4 protein-coding genes are annotated in these 2,612 nt (G+C 26.8%); all 4 read left to right on the top strand.

The window, feature by feature from the left end; genetic code table 11:
* The coding region (locus BMW64_RS20265) for a M91 family zinc metallopeptidase (RefSeq protein ID WP_143052752.1) at window positions 1-643 on the top strand (643 nt) is incomplete at its 5' end.
* Complete coding sequence (locus BMW64_RS20260) at window positions 573-1,244, top strand: hypothetical protein (protein WP_143052751.1); 672 nt, start codon at window positions 573-575, stop codon at window positions 1,242-1,244. The genes BMW64_RS20265 and BMW64_RS20260, both read left to right, overlap by 71 nt.
* Before the next feature lie 78 nt (window positions 1,245-1,322).
* Window positions 1,323-1,712 carry a hypothetical protein gene (locus tag BMW64_RS20255; protein ID WP_090002499.1) on the top strand — a complete coding sequence of 130 codons (390 nt, stop codon included), beginning with the start codon at window positions 1,323-1,325 and terminating at the stop codon, window positions 1,710-1,712.
* A complete protein-coding gene (locus tag BMW64_RS20250; protein WP_090002497.1) occupies window positions 1,645-2,304 on the top strand; it encodes a hypothetical protein in 660 nt (219 codons plus the stop codon). The genes BMW64_RS20255 and BMW64_RS20250 overlap by 68 nt, the downstream gene beginning before the upstream one ends.
* Window positions 2,305-2,612 lie beyond the last annotated feature (308 nt).

The raw sequence follows: 2,612 nt of genomic DNA, 5'->3' as shown, positions 1-2,612 counted from the left end.
CTCTTTATTTTTGCTTGAATATGGAGGTGGCACAGGAACTGATCTTGTTAACCATTTTGAAGGCAAACAGCATGATTTAAAAATTGAAGCTACAAAAAAAGAAAATTACCATCTTGACGGAGTTGCATATATTAATACATCCTTAGATGTAAAATTAAGCACTGTTAATGGATTACAAGGAAGCCCTTTATTTATTAAATTAGCCCATGAGATGGCACATGCAATGGATCCTATTAAAAATTATTCAATTATGAGAGACTGGGTACCTGAAAATAAAGATAAAGGTTATCCTGCTGTTAGTTGGAGTGAAATATATGCCTCCCATATTGAAAATAAAATTAGATCAGAATGGGGAATAGCATTAAGAAACTCTTATTCATTAAACCCAGCTAATACACAATTAAATCAATTAGATTATTCAACTCTTTTGATTGATAAAAAAGGAAACAGTTTATGGTACAATAACCGCGAAAGAAAAGTGAGCGAGATGACAAGAGGAGAGAAGGATCCGGCATATAAATCATTTTTACCAGACAATCAATTTCAAGGTTTACCTTTAAGATATAATTACTATGAAAGAAACAGACAAAACCCTCAAACTATTTCGTTGCGCATTTTTTTGCTTAATACTTTTTTTAAGTAATTTCAATGCACAAAACAGTAACAGTACTGTAAAACTTTTTTTTGAAAAACAGAAAAAAGGCATGTATAAAAATTGTATAAACGAATTAAAAAAAGATAAAGATTATTTATATGCTAAAAAAGAGAAATCAACTTCAATAACTAATGCTTTAGAAGGAAGCTGTTCAGTTAATGTCCAAAGATTTGATTTATTTAGTGAAAGTTCTGTTAAATTAATTGATTCTGTTGCTTCAAAAGATAACTCTGATTTTATTATAATTAATAGAGCACTTAGAAGCTTGTCAAATGCACAACCTTCCCTGACAATTTTAAAATTTAAAGGTCAAGATAAATATTATACTATCCATAAATATTATGTGTATAATGACAATAACAAAGACTATATAGTTTCTGACGGAGAATTAGTGGAATATAAGCCAAAAAATAACTTTGATCTTCTTGAAAATTATGTGTACAAAAATCTTTTAACAGACAAAATAAGTAAGTTTCCATCAAAAAAACTTAAATATTATAAACAAATGATTCAATATTTTATAATAGCTAGAATTTCAGGAAAGTTAATTATAAAAAAAATATATTTTGCAGATGATTATGGTTATTAAAATAAATATTTATCTATAATTAAATGAAAAGTCAATGGAACTCATTGACTTTTCATTTTATAAACGGATATATTTTTAATGAGTGCTTGGAGCGATAGTGGTACTCCAGATTATCCGGAAGATGATATAAGTAAAGGAGAGATTTATGCCTCTCATATTGAAAATAAAATAAGGGCAGAATGGGGCTTATCTCTTAGGAGTTCTTATGCTTTACTTCAGTCAAACGTGTCAATGGGAAAAATGGATTTAACAACTCTTCTTATGGATCGTAAAGGAAATAGCTTATGGTATGATAATTATGAAAAACAACTCAATCAAATTACAAAAGGTGAAAAATATCCTGCCTATCAGTCTTTTTTACCAAAAAACCAATTCTCAGGTTTATTAAACAGATATAATTATGAAAAAAATGCAAAATCAAATATTTTTTTACACTTTTTCTTGGTTTACAATTCTATGTTCAAATAGTTACTATGCTCAACAAAAACAAATTAATATTTTTTTCGACAAAGAAAAGAACAAGACTTATAAAACATGTATTAATGAATTAGATAATAATGAAGATTACGATTATGTTAAAAGTATTGGAGATACTGTTACAATGAATGTATTTAAAATGAATTGTAGAGCAGTGGCTGAAAATTACGATATTTATAAAAAAAATAGTCTAAAACTTATTGAACAAAATTTTAGTAATAAAGATTTTATAGTTATCAATGTAATTTTAAAAAGCATTTATCGTCCTAACCCTACTTTAACGGTAATGAAGTTTAAAAATGCTAAAGATTATAATGCTCTCCATTATACTTATGGTTTTGATGATATTTCAAAAAAATCATATAGAATAACCGATTCAACAATAGCAACGGATAATATTGAAAAAAAATTTCAATTATTGGAAGATTATTTTTACAATAAAAAAATGAAAGATAGGATTTTTGAAAATTTTAAAGATGCACAAAAGTATTATAAAGATTTTTCAGTATATTACATAGTAGCTAAAATTTCAGGAAAAATAATTACCAAGAAAATATATTTTGCTGATGATTTTAACCATTAGAATTAAATAATTTTTTCTTTTAAAATCCGGTCATGTTCCAAATGTGTTGGTTTTGTTTATTGATCGACATTAACATAAAAATTTTAAATACAATTAATAAAAAACAGATGATCTAAATGATCATCTGTTTATTTAAAAGATATTTACCAGTACAAAGATCATTTAGGAAATGTAAGGATCAGTTTCGCGAGAAACAGCGCAGGCGCTCTTGAAATAACGGATGCCAATGATTATTATCCGTTTGGGATGAATCATTTAAAGACCGGAAATACCTATTTTGCACAGGGAAGCTACAAAAGCTATAAGTT

This window comes from Chryseobacterium taichungense (assembly GCF_900109935.1).
Taxonomy (GTDB): Bacteria; Bacteroidota; Bacteroidia; order Flavobacteriales; family Weeksellaceae; genus Chryseobacterium; species Chryseobacterium taichungense.
The sequence above is the reverse complement of the archived record's forward strand: the minus strand, read 5'-3'. Positions and strand labels throughout refer to the sequence as shown.